At 56.1% G+C, this 15,022-nt stretch carries 11 protein-coding genes; 2 read left to right on the plus strand and 9 right to left on the minus strand.

Features of this window, described 5'->3' with window-relative positions:
* Positions 1–93 precede the first annotated feature (93 nt).
* Entirely contained in the window at positions 94–1,563 is a 1,470-nt protein-coding gene (locus tag VK738_01195; GenBank protein HTD21248.1) for a hypothetical protein, read from the minus strand.
* Positions 1,564–2,288: 725 nt separating this feature from the next.
* Between VK738_01195 and VK738_01200 the strand changes: the two genes are divergently transcribed.
* Positions 2,289–3,563: a PilZ domain-containing protein gene (locus VK738_01200; GenBank protein ID HTD21249.1), complete on the plus strand. Its 1,275-nt coding sequence runs from the start codon at positions 2,289–2,291 to the stop codon at positions 3,561–3,563.
* 65 nt (positions 3,564–3,628) lie between these two features.
* Here the strand turns inward: VK738_01200 and VK738_01205 are convergent, their stop codons facing one another.
* Entirely contained in the window at positions 3,629–4,828 is a 1,200-nt protein-coding gene (locus VK738_01205; GenBank protein ID HTD21250.1) for an acetyl-CoA C-acetyltransferase, read from the minus strand.
* A gap of 160 nt (positions 4,829–4,988) precedes the next feature.
* Here VK738_01205 and VK738_01210 point away from each other — a divergent pair, with 160 nt between their 5' ends.
* Positions 4,989–5,750, plus strand: coding sequence for a type II CAAX endopeptidase family protein (locus tag VK738_01210; protein ID HTD21251.1), 762 nt, complete (start codon positions 4,989–4,991; stop codon positions 5,748–5,750).
* A gap of 355 nt (positions 5,751–6,105) precedes the next feature.
* Here the strand turns inward: VK738_01210 and VK738_01215 are convergent, their stop codons facing one another.
* From VK738_01215 to VK738_01245, 7 genes are all read right to left on the minus strand, one after another.
* Positions 6,106–7,287, minus strand: coding sequence for a DNA recombination protein RmuC (locus tag VK738_01215; GenBank protein HTD21252.1), 1,182 nt, complete (start codon positions 7,285–7,287; stop codon positions 6,106–6,108).
* On the minus strand, positions 7,287–10,232 hold the full coding sequence (locus VK738_01220) for an ATP-dependent DNA helicase (protein HTD21253.1): 2,946 nt from the start codon (positions 10,230–10,232) through the stop codon (positions 7,287–7,289). Before VK738_01220 ends, VK738_01215 begins: the two co-directional genes overlap by 1 nt.
* Before the next feature lie 92 nt (positions 10,233–10,324).
* A complete protein-coding gene (locus tag VK738_01225) occupies positions 10,325–11,074 on the minus strand; it encodes an RsmE family RNA methyltransferase (protein HTD21254.1) in 750 nt (249 codons plus the stop codon).
* 6 nt (positions 11,075–11,080) lie between these two features.
* Entirely contained in the window at positions 11,081–12,214 is a 1,134-nt protein-coding gene (gene dnaJ, locus VK738_01230; protein HTD21255.1) for a molecular chaperone DnaJ, read from the minus strand.
* 19 nt (positions 12,215–12,233) lie between these two features.
* Positions 12,234–12,821, minus strand: coding sequence for a nucleotide exchange factor GrpE (gene grpE, locus VK738_01235; protein HTD21256.1), 588 nt, complete (start codon positions 12,819–12,821; stop codon positions 12,234–12,236).
* Positions 12,822–12,852: 31 nt separating this feature from the next.
* Positions 12,853–13,908: a heat-inducible transcriptional repressor HrcA gene (hrcA, locus tag VK738_01240; GenBank protein HTD21257.1), complete on the minus strand. Its 1,056-nt coding sequence runs from the start codon at positions 13,906–13,908 to the stop codon at positions 12,853–12,855.
* A 93-nt stretch (positions 13,909–14,001) separates the two neighbouring features.
* Positions 14,002–14,862: an Mrp/NBP35 family ATP-binding protein gene (locus VK738_01245; protein HTD21258.1), complete on the minus strand. Its 861-nt coding sequence runs from the start codon at positions 14,860–14,862 to the stop codon at positions 14,002–14,004.
* Positions 14,863–15,022 lie beyond the last annotated feature (160 nt).

Here is a 15,022-nt window from a genome sequence, read left to right on the forward strand (position 1 = left end):
AGCGGAGCGGCCTATGAATAGGCAGCTCCGCCCGAATTGGTGGTCGGTGATTGCAAAGGCCGGATAGGGGATCCGGCGGGGATAGCAACCACCTTACCTGTCGTCAGCGTCGCGCCCGGTAGATGCGGGGGCCGCGGGCGTTACGCCGACCCGGAATCCGCTCAACACCCAGGCACGCTGGCTTGGGGCAAATCTGGGCGCCAGAATGCCGTCGTTGATCTCACGGGTTACGGCAAAGCGGTTAAACGCGGTAGGAGGAAGATACAACCGCTCGTTGTTGGGGAACCCATCGGACGGGGTATCAATATCACCCTCTACCGCCGAGATGATGCCGTCGCCGTTGGAATCCACTCTTGCGACTTCGATGGCATAAGCGTCGAACAACCGCCGTTGCAGATTTTTCACATGAGGCTCAAACGATGCCAGCCTCTCGTAAACATCCAGATAAATCTCATTGGCCAGGCCGCTGGGCACGCCACGCTCGCGGAACTCGCGTTGCGCATCAACCGTGCCATCGAATTTATCTGGGTCGCGCGGAAGGTTGGGGTCATCGCCCACTCTCACAGGATCATTTCTAACTCCGTCAGGGCCTGAGCCCGGAACAATGGAGAGCAGCTTGCCGATCTCGCCGTCAATAAAAGCGTCAGGGATTTCACCGGTGCTGTCCGCCAGTCCTCCGGTGAAAGGCAGCTCGTAAAGAGGATGAATCCAGTTCGTACCCTGGTAGTTGAACTCCCAATAAGAGTGCACATCGCTTTGTTGCATAGCGTTGTAAGCGCCCATGCTCTCCTGAATGGGAACCACGTTGGTTTGCACGTCGGGAAAGTGATCGAACGGGCTGGGGAAGTGTACCAGTCTGCCATCCACCGTGAAGATGTTGCCGGGAGTGTTGTTGCCGCTGCCCATTGCCCTAAGCCTGGCTGCGTCCGCCGGCAGGATGGTTCCAAATTGTGCGTGACCATCAGAACGCGGCGTTGGGTTCACAGCAGGAACGGTCAGGTCGTGGATCATCCAGCCCTCATACCAGCCGCTTTCGTTGTTGATAACAAACAGCGGCGAGATGTCAGTGAACACATCAACAAAAGCTCGGGGATTGTTAGGATCGGTAGGCAGCCCGGGTTTCGGCTCCAGCACAACACGAACCGAGCCCACAGTGGGAAGACCGCAATTCCCGCCAGTGGCAGTTAATTGGACCGCGTCATTCACGCCCGGAAACAGCGCGGTGAAGACATTAGGTTCAAAGCCGGTCGTGTCGAGCAGGTAGTACTGAAAGAGCTGACTCGGCCCATCCGCCTCGGCAAATGCCTGGATCGGCAAGAACGAGTGCGGCCGGTCCGCTAACTGCGTGAGCCTGTCTTTGAGCGGCTGGGGCAGTTTACGAACGTCTCCGCGATTGGCTACGGTTGCGCGGTCCTGCGCGGCATTTGGATTAGCATGGCATGGCGCCGGTGGTTGCTCCGCAAAAACAATACCTGGAAGGAGCATCGTCAAGCTGATGATGACCAACAACATTTGAGGGTTGATATTTTTGAGTTTCTTCATAAAGGGGAACTGGTGCTTCATTGCTTTCTCCTTGCAAAATCAGTTTTGGGCTTGAAGTTTTTAGGTAGAACCCGGGAAGTCGTCACTTGCGGGGTCAATGCAAAACGTCGTACTGCATTTTGTAAGGTTAGAAAGAAACCAAAGTGCAACTGTCACAGCTTTATCAACTGCCTGTAAAAGCTTTGTCAATGTTTGATCTTCTGGCTGTGACGTTCTTCGTAGGCTTGTTTCATCAATAGGGTTGTGTCAGGGCACGGATTTAGAGCTTGCGGAAAGACTCTTCGTTACAGAAGACGTGTATCAGGGCTCGACTTTAGTCGGGCCATAAGTCGTTCAGAAGGTGTTGGGCTTTAGCGCCTGCAAAACAAAAATCGTGGTGGAAAGACTTTTTCCGCAGCCTCTTTATCCGTGCGGTAACGCGCCCTAATAAATATTGGGCTTTAAGCTCCTGCGGCTCCTTAGATCCCTTAGATCAAAGTCCCGCTTTGTGGGATTCTGTCTTGCGAGACTTCTTTTCCAGTAAGTCCCATTTTGGTACTTTGTTTCATTGCACCTGTACTTAAAAATCTTGCTTGAAAAATGGGCTTATTCGCAGTAACATCGCTTAATTCCAGGGCCATTCCGGCGCGCCAATCAAAGGGGTGTGCTGGAGCAAGCAAGTTCTCAATCTCTATCTTGAAAGGGCGAGCGCGACGGCGCAGCAGCTTGATTTTGGCTGCGGAGCCCTTGGATGAAGACTTTATTTTATGGGCCGCAGAGCCGAACCACGTATTGAGATCAGCCTGCCCGTCCGAGTGTGGGGGATGGATCGAAATGGGAAACCATTCATCCAATCTGCTTATACTGCGGATATCACCAGAAGTGGCGCGCGCCTGCGCGACCTGTTCTGTCTGGATAAGACCGGCGAGGTCATCCGCATACAGCACGGATTAAAGAAAGCCAACTTCACCATCCAATGGATTGGCGACCCGGGAACCACTCGTGGCGGAGAAGCTGGCATCCACTCCATGGATCCCGAGAGATACATCTGGGGCGTTCCGCTTCCTCAAGCCAGTTCGATAGACATTTACGAAGTAAAAACACCTAAGTCCCCCTTCTTGTCTCCGGACCGCGGAAACGTGTCTGCTTTCGCTGCGCTCACTCCCACAGCTTTGGCCGCTGAAGCCGCCAGGGTCACAAGGATTGAGGGCCGTTCCGGTGAAATGCGGGCAGCCACCCGCTACGCTTGCAACGGCACGGCGGAAGTAGGCCCGGAAGGCGGCAGCATCCCAATTTGGTGCGGCCTCAGTGATATCAGCATCTCCGGCTGTTACGCCGAAACCACCTCTCCTTTGCCGGTGGATACGCGGGTTTATGTCCGACTGAAAATTTTTGGAGTGCAGGTACAAGCACTCGGTATCGTGCGCACCACGCATCACGGAGTCGGCATGGGAATCTCATTCGCAGAAATGGGGGATGAAGACCAGGTAGAACTGCGTTCCATCCTGCAAGGCCTGGCAGTAAAGTCTCAAAATGGAGAAGCCGCTTCCGCTCCCAATCCAAATTCAGTTTTGTTCGCTCCCAAACCTTCGCCTGCACTCTTGCATGACCGCAGTCTTCTCCTGGTTCATAACCGTCCACAAACCGAGAGCGCCAAGAAAACGGCGCCCGCTGCTGATCCGCAAGTTGCCGATCGTCTCGAACAACTGGTCCGTGAGTTGGAGGAGCTGCCAGCGGCCTTCCGTCCGGAGATCGTAGATCCGCGCATCCTGCAAGAATTCAAAAATAGCGTTGATCACGCTCGGCGAGCCGCAAGCGCGGTGCAGCAATGGATGGAATTGCAATCACAGAACCGTGACCCCTTCCAGGCTCTTCACAAGCTGAATGAGGACCGCGTTCGCGTCGTCGCCGGCTTGAACCACCGCATCTCTATGGATATAGACGCCGGCGATATTGATCTCGACAACAACGGCCTGAACGAACTGTATGAATCCACCAGGGATCTGTACACCCGCCTGCAGAAGCTGTTCAAGAAATGGTAATAAAGAAGCATTCAGCACTCAGCCGTCAGCCAAAGCCTTTTCTAAATCGGAATTCGGCATTTACTTTATCTCTCCACCGCCATCGCCACCGAATTTCCTCCGCCCAGGCACAGTGCGGCAATGCCTCTGTGGGCATCGCGGCGAATCATTTCGTAGAGCAGCGTTACTAAGACCCGCGCGCCGCTTGCGCCAATGGGATGTCCTATGGCCACAGCTCCGCCATTCACGTTGACCCGGGCTGGGTCGAGGCCAAGTTCCTTCATTACAGCGATGGCCTGCACGGAAAACGCCTCGTTGAGTTCGTAAAGATCAACATCGTCGGCCTTCCATCCAGTCTTCTGCCAGATCTTGCGTACGCCTGACACTGGAGCCATCATCACCCACGCCGGTTCCACACCGCTCGTTGCCTGGGCCACGATGCGCGCCATCGGTTCCGCGCCCAGTTGCTTGGCGCGCTTATAGCTGGTCACCACTAACGCTGCAGCGCCATCGTTCACGCCGGGAGCGTTGCCTGCGGTCACTGTCCCATCTTTTTTGAATGCAGGCTTGAGCGCGCGCAGAGCTTCAATAGTCGTATCTTCCCGGACCGATTCATCTTTATCAAACAAAACCGGCGCCTCGCCTTTTTTCCTGGCCGGCAACTCGACGGGAACAATCTGCGACTTGAAGCGGCATTCCTTCCATGCTTCCGCAGCTTTGCGGTGCGAGTTGAGCGCGTACTCATCCTGCTGCTCACGCGTGATGCCGTACTTCTCGGCCACGTTCTCGCCGGTCATGCCCATGTGGTAATTGTTGTAAACGTCCCACAGACCATCGTTCACCATCGAGTCAATAATTTGCGCATTGCCCAGCCGGTATCCTTTGCGCGCCTGCGGCAGCAGATACGGAGCGTTCGTCATGGATTCCATTCCGCCTGCGACCACAATCTCGCTGTTGCCCGTTTGAATGGCCTGTGCCCCGAGCGCAACGGCTTTTAATCCGGAGCCACAAACTTTGTTGATGGTCATCGCGCCGACTTCGGGAGCGAGTCCGCCATTGAGCGCCGCCTGCCGCGCCGGGTTTTGTCCCAGGCCGGCGGAGACTACGTTGCCCATGATGCACTCATCCACCTGCTTGGGATCAACCTGGGCACGCTTCACCGCCTCGCGCACTGCAATCGCACCAAGCTGTACTGCGCTCAGCTCCGTCAGCGATCCTTGAAACTTCCCTACCGGCGTACGCACACCGGAGATAATGACAACATCGTTTTCGTTGTAAGCAGGCATACAGAACACTCCTGGAAGCAATCTCTAATTCTTCATTATAAGATGGATGACAGCTTCACAATAAGGGTGAGCGCGAAGCGAGCGCCGGATCGCGCGAGCGTAGCGCGAGGGCGAAGCGGTTTACCGCGGAGCCCTTAGACGAAAGCTAACGAGGTGACACTTGGCAACCACGACTCCCGTAACTCCAGCCGTCGAACAACCAAAGTACTATCGTCTGCTCGCGCCCTGGTGGCACACCTTGATACTTGTTGGAATTATGGTGCTTGCCTCGGGCGGGCAGGCACATACGCTCAACGGAGTCGTACAGCAGCACGGACGCATGCCGCTCTACATCACAACCATCGCCTTCGAATGGATACTGGTCGGCTTCGTATGGCTGGGGATCCATCGTCGTGGCATCCGTTTGCGTGACCTGATCGGCGGAAGATGGAAATCACCAGAAGATTTTCTGCTCGATATCGCCATCGCAGCAGGCTTCTGGATCGTATCCGTCGCTGTTCTGGCCGGCATGCAATACGCACTGGGCATCGTAAAGATGCACGACGCAGAAAACCTGGCCAAGGAGCGGCTGGCCAAGATCGGTTTTCTATTTCCCCAAACCAAGCTGGAAATAGTTTTTTACATCGGCCTGGCCATCACGGCGGGGCTTTGCGAAGAGCTCATATGCCGTGGCTACCTGCAGAAACAGTTCCACGCCATGACGGGCAACGTATATCTCGCCGCGCTTTTGCAGGCAGTTGTGTTCGGCGCCGCGCATGGTTACCAGGGTGTGAAATTGATGGTCGTCCTCGGAACTTACGGTTTTCTCTTCGGCCTGCTCGCAATATGGCGCAGGAGTCTCCGTCCTGGCATGGTGACCCACGCCTGGCAAGATCTCTTCTCTGGTCTTGTGGGACGAGTGATGTTGGAGCACATGCGATGAGCTTTTCAGAACTCGCTGAGCTCGAACGTAAAAAACTCGGACTCAGACGGTAAAACAAAATTCTTCGGCGATTTTTTTCTTTGAGACCCCGGTTGGGGTGTATCTGAATAATGACTTCATGTGTATTTTTTTCTTGACTTCATTTTTCAATCCTTCTATACATTGCTTAATCGCAACAGAGCATCGTTGCAACACATTCCATGCAGAATGGAAGGGAGAATAGCAATGCCAGCAAAAAAGAAAGCCAAAAAGAAAAAGAAGTAACATCGCTTTAGCGAAAAGCGAAAACCAAAGGGGACGCAAAATGCGTCCCCTTTAACTTTTTATTTCTTCAATCACGCAATGAATCGATGAACTACGTCTCTCCCGAACCGATCGCCTGCTTCTTGAACTCGCCCGCCAGCGTCATCTGCTCCGGCGCATTGCTGCCGGCTAGGCTCTGCACCCGATTGCCGATGCGCGCAAACTCGCGTGTGCTGTCTTCGTAGCTGCGCGCGGCATTGCGCAGGTGCGTGCCCAGCTTGGCGTAGACTTCATCAAACTCTTCCAGCTCCACTTCCAGCGATTGCAGCTCTCGCAAGATGCCTTCCGCGCGCTGGCTGATGCGCATGCTGTTCAATCCCACCAGGATGGTCTGCAGGTAGGCGTACAGCGAGTTCGGCGATACCGGCATCACCCGCTTCTGCACGCAATAGGAGTAGAGATCATTTTCATCTTCGTCGCGGATGATGGCCTCGTAATACACGTTCTCCGCCGGGATATACATCAGGGCAAAAGGCATGGTCCCCTCCGCCGGGCGGATATAGCGAGCAGCGATCTCATCAATGCGCTCCCGCACATCCTTAAGGAACTTCTTGCGTGCTGTCTTTTTGTCAGCGTCAGTCTGTGCTTCCGCAATGCGCCTGAAGTTTTCCAGGGAAAACTTGGAATCAATGGCCACCATGCCTTTCTCAAAGTGCAGCACCGCGTCAGCAACCTCGCCGGAAGGAAACCTGTATTGCATGCAGAACTGCTCGCGCGCAAAGACGCTGGCCAGCATGTTTTCAAGCTGGGTCTCGCCGAAGCCGCCTCGCAGCTTGGGCGCACTTAAGACGCGCTCCAATTCAGACATCGAGCGCGAAAGCTCTCCCAGTTGCCGCGCCTGCTCGGTCATCGTGCCCACTTGCTTCTGCAGACCGGCAAAGGTGCTTTGCACGTTGGCAATGCGGTCGTTGACCTCTTTGGAGCTGGAGCGCATGGCCTCAGCATTTTCGTTCAGGCGCTCGGCCACGTGCTGGTTCATGGCGTTCAAACGGTTCCCTACCTCCGCCATCACCGAAGTCAGCGAGCCCTGCATGTTGCTGCTTAGGCCCTGCATCTGCGTGCCAAAAACCGAGGTAATGCTTTGAATGGATTTCTCCGAACTCTCGCGCAGCAGGTTCATCTGGTTGTGCAGTGCCTGCATCTCGCGCTGCGAACCGCTGCGCAACAGCCAGACTAAAAGTCCGGCCAGCGCAACCGCTACTAGCACAATGACGGCTATTGCCATCGGCGACATCAATGGGCTCCTGTAGGAACAGCTTGCAGGGTTTTCTGGATTGTGTAAAGCCTCTGCTCGGTCTCCGGACAAAGCGTGTAGTAGGCGCAGCTTCGGCAATGGAACCCCGGAGTCGGCTCGAACTTGCCTTCTGCGATATCGCTGGCCACCTGGCGAATCTCATCTTCATGCGCGCTCAACTGCTCGGCGGAGCGGGAGGTTTCGATTCGCGTGTCGTCTTCCAGGTTATGAAAGATCAGCCGCTCAGGATGCAAACCCCACGCGCGCGCTGCGGCGATCGCATAGATGGAAAGCTGCAGGCTTTCATCGGCATTTTGCTGGTCACGCGGACGTCCGGTCTTGTAATCGGTGATTGCAACCCGATTTGCGGAATCGAGCGCATCCAGCCGGTCCATGCGGCCAATGACTTCGGTCCCGCCAATCTCGATCCGGAATGTCCTCTCCGTGTTGAGAACCAGAACCGGAGGCCCGGCCTTGTTTGTTTCGAGAAAAGTTTCGAGCTGCGTCGTACCGTGTTTTAGATAGAGCTGCTGTTGCAGGGGATCCTCAAATGGCATGTGCGACATCAGTTCGCGGAAGCGTGGCAAAAGTCTTTCGGCGCCAGGCTGCCGCCCGGCGCGCACCTCGTCGAAGTGAAATTTCAGGACCGTATGCATGACATTGCCAAACAGCATCGCCGCGGGCGTCTCTCCCGGCAACTGCCAGTCGTGCTCGATTTTGAAGCGCAAAGGACAGATCTTGTAACTCTCAATCGCAGTTGCGCTCAACGGCATGCGGCTGAAGTCGCGTTGCGCGGGAAGCTCGAGCCAGCGCGCAATCGAAGCTGCTGGTTGTATGGTCTCGGCTTCTGTCTTCACGTAAGGCCGCGCCGGACGTTGATGCAGAACTTGCGCCAGAGATTTCTCTTTCAACAGCTCCCGCAGAAATCCGTCGGGCGTTCCGTCCTTCCCCCGTCCCGGACGCGCATACAAGAGCAGGTGGTCGGCGGCACGGGTCACGGCTACATAGAACAGCCGGCGCTCTTCTTCATGATGCAATTTCTTATCGTCTTCATCTCCGCCATGCGGAGACCGCCGCAAGGCATCGGGAAAAGCGAACAGCGGCTCCTGACAGCGCAGGGGAAACGATCCTGTATTCAGCCGGATGACGTGTACCTGCTTCCACTCCAGCCCTTTGGCGGCATGTACGGTGAGCAGGCGAACCGCATCCAGTTGGTCGTCTGGTTTCTGCAAAGGCACCGTTCCGCGGGCTTCTTTGAAAAACTCGAGGTATTCCAAAAATTCGTACAGCGAGCCATCTTCGGTAATCGGCTTCTTCTCCCACTCGTTCACAAAATCGCGGAATACCGTCAGCGCCTCGCTCGCAGCATCTAAGCTGAAAACTTCAATGACTCGGCGAATCGTCTGCGCGGCCCTCGGATATTTCTCCAACCGGCTTCGGCAGCTTTGTATCGCCTCGAGCAATTTTCGGCCGCCTTCCAGCTTCCCCAGCGCAGCAATGAGATCAGTCTCGCTGCCGGTTTGGAGCAATGCGTCATGCAAAGCTTTGGGGTCAATCTCAAATTGCGGCAGAGCGGCGGCGCGAAAGAGGCTGATCGCATCCCGGGAAGAGATCACTGCGCGCAGCACCGCCAGTAAGTCGCGAATTGGAGTGCTTTCCAGCACATCAATGCCCGTGACCGTGAAAGGGATGTTGCGCAGAGAAAATTCTTCCGTCAGCTTTTCCCGCTGCGCATGAGTGCGGTAAAGAACGGCAAAGTCGCGCCACTGTAGCTCATCGTCAGAAGCATCACGAGTGGCGTGACGCTCGCGAACCAGTTCAGCGATGTCGGCAGCTTCAGCGCAGATATCCGGCGTCATGACCACGGTCGCCGGCGGTGCTGCCGGCGGCTTGCCCTGCCTGCTGGCCTCTTCCTCACGCGCTGAGCGCAGCGCTGCTCTCTTCCAGCCAACAACATCGGGATTCTTGACAATCGCGGCAAAAGCGATCTGCAAGATCGGAGAAAGTGAGCGGTGGTTACGCTCCAGCCGTCCGTGCTGAACTTTCGGGAAGCGCCGTGCAAATTCATCGAAAGCTCCGCTGGTGGCCCCACGGAAGCGATAAATGGCCTGGTCAGGGTCTCCCACGGCAAAGACGTTTTGCTCTGCGCCCGCCAGCAGCGCTGCCAGCTCAATCTGGGCGACGTTGGAATCCTGAAACTCGTCAATCAATATGAAGCGCGTATGTTTTTGCTCCTGCTCCAGCAAAACGAAATCCTGCCGCAGAATTTCCAGCGCATCCGCGATCATGTCGCCAAACGTTCCCATGTTCTTTGCCGCCAGCATCTGCTCCACTTTGGCGTAGACCTGGGCAATCTCCTCGCAGAGCACCACCACTTCATCGCGCGAGAGTTCTTCAAATTCCTTCGTGCGGCCTATACGTGGCAAAGGCAGCTCACCTGCCCGAAGGCGCTGAACATAGTTTCGATAATCGGAGGCTCGCACCAGCTCATCGCGGCAGCGGTCATAAAAACTCAGCAGGTCATCGAGAAACTTCCCGGGATTGGCCGCCTTGATAAAGCGCTCCAGCGGCAGTTGCGCAACGTTGCGGCGCAGATAGATCCAAAGGTCCTCACGGTTAAGCACCTGGAAGGCCTCTCCATGTTTGCGCAACACCCCATAACAGTAGGCGTGAAAAGTGGAAGCACACAGCCCGCTGGCAGAAATATTTTCGCTCGCCAGCAGGTTTGCAACCCGGTCATGCAGGTTTTTGGCGGCATTTTCCGTATAAGTAACGGCAAGAATCTCTTCCGGCGCGGCGTGAAGGTTGCGGATCAAATAAGCGATGCGCTGCTCCAGCACCGTGGTCTTGCCCGTCCCGGCGCCGGCCACGACCAGCATGGGGCCGTGAACGTGCTCTACCGCAGCGCGTTGAGCATCATCGAGTTGATTGTGCTGAGCAGACATGAACGTGGGAAGACAGACTGGCCATTATGCGGTAGAGTTGCCCCGCCAGCAACTCTGAAAAATACTTAGCGTTGGGTTGGCCCTAATGTCCTTTATTCTCTGCCCGCCATTGCCATCACCACTGCCAACGCGGCAATGGCCGCAGTTTCGGCGCGCAAGATCGTCGGGCCAAGAGACGCCGAGTACCACCTGGAATCGGCGAATTGCTTGAGTTCATCCGCCGTCCAACCACCCTCGGGACCGATCGCCAGCCCCAGCGGACCGGCTTCGGCCGCATTTTCCAAAATCTGCTTCAAAGACTGTGTGCGTTCACTCTCGGCAAGCACAATACATAAGCCCTGCACGCATTGTATCGCCGCCTCCAGCTTCAGCGGACCGGCAATCTCCGGTAGTGAAGCGCGGCGCGACTGTTGCGAGGCTTCGCGTGCAATGCGCCGCCAGCGTTCAGCTCTTTTATCGGCAGCAGCGGCAAGATGTTTTTCCGTGCGCCGTGCGATCACGGGAATGATGCGTTCCACGCCCAGTTCAACCGCTTTTTCAATGGCCCACTCCATGCGATCGAACTTGAAGACTGCAAGCAAGAGCGTGACGGAAGAAACTGAGCCGTCATCAGGTAGCTCTTCGCCTAACTCAAATTCCACCCGTTGCTCTGTGACCGAAGTAATGCGGCCTGCACGCACGACCGCCCGCCCATCAACCTGGGTTACGATATCGAATTGCTGGCCAGGAGTGGCGCGCAGCACGCGCGCCAGATGCAGGGCATGCTCTCCCGTCAGGGCGGCGCGTCCGCTTGTGTGATCAACTTCGTCGGCGATCCAGCGGCGGCGCATGGTCAGCGGCAATCAGCCTTAACTGAAGATATCTTTAACTTTACCGAACAGGGTTTTGCGTTCTGGTTTGTTTTCGATCTGCAGGGTCTCAGCCAACTGGTTGAGCAGCTCTTTTTGATTTTTTGAAAGCTTGGCAGGCGTTTGCACGCGTACTTGCACGTACAAATCGCCACGGCCGCTGCCGCGCAGTACCGGCACGCCTTTGTTCTTGATGCGCAGTGTAGCTCCGCTCTGCGTCCCGGCGGGAATGCTGAGTGTATGTGCACCATCCAGCGTGGGGACTTCGATCTCTGCTCCCAGGGCTGCCTGTGGGAATGAGAGGGGAACCACGCAGTAAAGGTCTTTTCCCTGCCGCTCAAAGAAGGCGTGCTCCTTCACGTTCAGGACAACATACAGATCGCCGGCAGGTCCACCGTTGATTCCGGCCTCGCCTTCGCCGGTAAAAAGAATTTTGGTGCCGTGTTCCACTCCGGCAGGAACTTTGACTCCAATAGTTTTTTCGCGGACCACCCGCCCCTGGCCCCGGCAAACGTTACAAGGATGCGAAATGGTTGTACCCGATCCATTACAACGGCTGCAGGTGCGCGAGACGCTGAAAAATCCCTGCTGAAAACGCACCTGACCGCGTCCACCGCAGGCGTTGCAGGCCGTAGCCGAGTGGCCCGGCTGTGATCCCGAGCCGTCACAGGCTTCACATTCCGCATAGGTGCGAACTTTGATGTCGGTGTTTTTGCCGAATACCGCTTCTTCAAACTCCAGCGTAAGGTCGTAGCGGATATCGCTCCCCTGTTGGGCGCGGGTGCGGCGGCGCGTGCTGCCGCCTGTTCCGAAGATATCGCTGATGCCAAACAGGTCGCCGAAGATATCGTTGAGGTCCTGAAAAGGAAAGCCCTCGACCCCGCCCCCGCCCATGTTCACGCCCTGATGGCCAAAGCGGTCGTACTGAGCCCGTTTGTTGGCGTCCATGAGCACGCTATAGGCCTCGGTGGCTTCTTTGAATTTCTCTTCCGCCTGAGGATTGCCCGGGTTGCGGTCAGGGTGAAACTGCATGGCGAGTTTGCGATAAGAGCTTTTGATCTCCTGCTCGTTCGCGCTGCGTTCCACACTCAGAACTTCGTAGTAGTCGCGTTTTGCGTTGGTAGCCAGTCCCATTTTTCCTTTGTGAGAATTTTTAGTGGTTCGGATTGCGCGCCACGCGCACCATGGCTGGGCGCAACAGGCGGTCTTTCAGTTTGTATCCACGCTGCAGTTCTTGCAGAACGTGATGGTCCGGCACCTGGTTGGTCTCCACCATTTCGATGGCTTGGTGAAGCTGCGGATCAAACGGCTCGCCTTCGGCGGGAACTTCGCGCAGACCGAGTTTGGTGAGGACGTCTGCAAATTGCTTGCGCACCAGCTCCACGCCCGAGCGGATTTCGGTTTTTTCGCCTGCCGAATTCTTCAGCGCCAGATCAAGGCTATCCAGCACCGGCAATAGTGAGGTCACCGCATTCGCCAATGCATAGTCGCGGAACTCCTGTTGCTCGCGCGCGCTGCGCTTGCGGTAGTTGTCAAACTCCGCCTGCAGCCGTGCCAAGCGGTCAAAGAGTTGATCGCGCTCCGCCTTCAGCTTTTGCAGCTCGTCAGAAGCCGCCGGGGTCGCAGATTCCACACCTTTGGCGGAGCCTTCCACGTAACCGTCATCAGCTTCGGCCGATGGCAGCTCGCGTTCCAAGTCTTCGGGTTCCAGATGAGTATTTTTTGTGTTCGCCTGGGCCATACTTTTAACTTTCCTGTTTTAGATTATCAGTTTATTTAGATTCATCCGGCTCGTTTAGGATTCGGTCAAACAGGCGGGCAATATAGGATACAGCCGTGATGCTGTGCTCATAATCAATGCGTGTTGGCCCCAGCACAGCCAGCGACCCTACCACCTCATTGCCGGAGCGCGCTGGCGCCCCGATCAGCACAAAATTACGCATCTCCGGGACTGCTTCCTCGAGTCCAATCACCACCCGCACGGCTTCCTGTTTGGCATCCACATAAGCAGACAGCAGCTCCACGACTCGCTGTTTTTCTTCCAGCGTCTTCAACAGCTCACGCAGGCGGGCGCGGTCCTGCTCGTTTTCCACCAGGTTAGATGCACCTTCAACATAGATGTTCTGCCCCGGCTCTTCTGAGGCCAACGCGCCCTGCCGGTAAAGTATTTCCACTGACTTCATCAGGCGGTCGTATTCGCTGCGCTCCTGCTCAATGCGGCGCGCAATTTCGGTGCGAATCTTTTCCATGCTCCAGCCGCGGAAGTTATCGTTGATATAGCGCGCGGCCAGATCCAGATCGCCTTGCAGGATGTCGTGGTCAACGCGCAGCACGCGGTCGCGCACCACTCCAGACTTGGCCACCACGACTGCCAGGATCTTCTGCTCCGCCAGGCGGGAGAAATATACGTGATCGAATGCGTGATTCAGTCCGCCTGACGTCATGGCCACGCCCACGCCGCTCGACATAAGGGAAAGCACGTGCGAGGTGCGCTCCATAAACTCCTGGACGTCGGTAACGCCGTGGAAGAACCCCTGAATCTTGTCTTCTTCCTCATGAGAGAGGCGCGCCTTGCCGCTGATTTGCTCCACGTAATAGCGATAGGCCTCGGTAGTTGGGATGCGTCCGGCGGAAGTATGGGGTTGCTCGAGGAGCCCCGCATCTGTAAGGTCGGCCATTACGTTACGGATTGTGGCTGCGCTCAGCCCCTCGCGGCTTTCACGCGCAAGGATGCGCGAACCCACGGGTTCCCCGGTTTCTATGAAGGTTTCCACGATAGCGGTTAGAATTTCCCGCCCTCGCGGCCCGATTTGTACTGGCTGCGGCACAGGATCAATCAATCCTTTAAACGATTTAGATGCAAAAGTTTAGATGAATTGCGTGAGCGCTAAGGCTATTTTAGCAAGTTTTGACTACAACTTTCAGCGGATCTGAATCACGCTCTCGCCGCGCGTGGCATTCTGTTCATTCACCCGTTCTACCACCTTGCGGGCAAAATCGTAGAACGACTTGCGCGGACCGGACTCTATGCTGGCGTCACCCAGCGCGATAGGGCTTCCCGAGTCTCCAGCGTGACGAATGCTGGCATCGAGTTCAATTCCACCGAGAAAAGGAACGCCATAAACACCGGCGGTGCGCTCGCCGCCGCCTTTGGAGAAGATATCCACCTCAGTATGGCAATGAGGACAGATGAAATAACTCATGTTCTCCACCAGGCCCAGAATATCAACCTTGAGCTGGTTGAACATCTCAATGGCTTTGCGCGCGTCTTGCAGGGCCACATCAGAGGGCGTGCAAACCACAATCGCGCCGCTCACCGGAACCGTTTGGATGAGCGATAACGCGACATCGCCGGTGCCTGGCGGCAGATCAATCAGCAGGTAATCCAGAACGCCCCACTCGACCTGCTGCAGGAACTGGCGGATGATCGAATGCAACATCGGCCCGCGCCAGATCAGGGGCTTATCCCCAGGATTCAGGAAGCCGACAGAGATCGCTCGCACCCCATGCTGCTGTAGAGGTTCGAGGCGGTTCTCGCCAATTACTTTGGGTTGAGCGTTTGTCCCCAGCATGAGAGGGACGTTGGGGCCGTAAACGTCGCCATCCAACAGGCCCACTTTAAATCCCATGCGGCTGAGAGCGACCGCAAGGTTGACCGAAATCGTGGTCTTCCCAACTCCGCCCTTACCCGAACCGATAGCTACGATATTTTGAATGCCAGGAAGCGGCTGCGGCCCTTGCGGCGGCGGTGCTCCGTGTGGAGGATGCGCGTGCGTACCCATAAACTTTGATTATACGCTTGCGAGCTACGGCCCCTGACACTGCCTTGAGACATTCCGACACGAAGCCCCTCATGATCCTTGAAGGTTAAAGGGATTCCTCGTCGCTGCGCTCCTCGGAATGACAATCTAGTCAGATTAATTAGATCAGGGTGGCGAAAGC

The organism is Terriglobales bacterium (assembly GCA_035487355.1).
In the GTDB taxonomy this organism is placed as follows: domain Bacteria; phylum Acidobacteriota; class Terriglobia; order Terriglobales; family Acidobacteriaceae; genus QIAW01.

What these genes read in the sequence shown, in the direction of transcription:
- grpE (HTD21256.1), bottom strand. Translation starts at nt 12,821, where the DNA reads ATGGCCCAGGCGAACACAAAAAATACTCATCTGGAACCCGAAGACTTG.
- VK738_01205 (HTD21250.1), bottom strand. Translation starts at nt 4,828, where the DNA reads ATGCCTGCTTACAACGAAAACGATGTTGTCATTATCTCCGGTGTGCGT.
- VK738_01195 (HTD21248.1), bottom strand. Translation starts at nt 1,563, where the DNA reads ATGAAGCACCAGTTCCCCTTTATGAAGAAACTCAAAAATATCAACCCT.
- VK738_01215 (HTD21252.1), bottom strand. Translation starts at nt 7,287, where the DNA reads ATGTCGCCGATGGCAATAGCCGTCATTGTGCTAGTAGCGGTTGCGCTG.
- dnaJ (HTD21255.1), bottom strand. Translation starts at nt 12,214, where the DNA reads ATGGGACTGGCTACCAACGCAAAACGCGACTACTACGAAGTTCTGAGT.
- VK738_01220 (HTD21253.1), bottom strand. Translation starts at nt 10,232, where the DNA reads ATGTCTGCTCAGCACAATCAACTCGATGATGCTCAACGCGCTGCGGTA.
- VK738_01200 (HTD21249.1), top strand. Translation starts at nt 2,289, where the DNA reads ATGGGCCGCAGAGCCGAACCACGTATTGAGATCAGCCTGCCCGTCCGA.
- VK738_01245 (HTD21258.1), bottom strand. Translation starts at nt 14,862, where the DNA reads ATGGGTACGCACGCGCATCCTCCACACGGAGCACCGCCGCCGCAAGGG.